Annotated in this window: 1 protein-coding gene; it reads left to right on the forward strand. The window is 65.6% G+C overall.

Annotated elements, in window-relative coordinates; all coding sequences use genetic code 11:
* A partial coding sequence (locus tag JZ792_RS41410; RefSeq protein WP_308165656.1) for a ketoacyl-synthetase C-terminal extension domain-containing protein occupies nt 1-433 on the forward strand: 433 nt, incomplete at both ends.

Below are 433 nucleotides of genomic sequence, written 5' to 3' on the forward strand. Positions count from 1 at the left end.
CGCGGGTGTGGCCGGGGTGATCAAGATGATCGAGGCCATACGCCACCAGACACTGCCGAAAACCCTGCATGTCGACACCCCCTCCACCCATGTCGACTGGACGAGCGGCGCAGTCGAACTGCTCACCCAGGAACGGCCGTGGCCTCGCAACGGGCACCTCCTGCGTGCGGGCATCTCGTCCTTCGGCGTCTCAGGTACGAATGCGCACGTCATTCTCGAACAAGCACCTGCGGTCGTTGAGTCGCCGGAGTCGGCGTCTGCGACCGAATCGATGCCTGCGACGGACTTGCCTGCTGCGAAGGCTGGTGGGTTGGTGTGGGTGTTGTCGGGGCGTAGCGGTGAGGGCCTGCTCGCGCAGGGGCGCCGGTTGCAGGAGTGGCTGCTGACACGACCCGAGCTGGATCCGGTGGACGTGGGGTGGTCTCTGATCAGT

Origin of the sequence: Nocardia noduli (assembly GCF_019038455.1) — a bacterium.
Taxonomy (GTDB): Bacteria; Actinomycetota; Actinomycetes; order Mycobacteriales; family Mycobacteriaceae; genus Nocardia; species Nocardia noduli.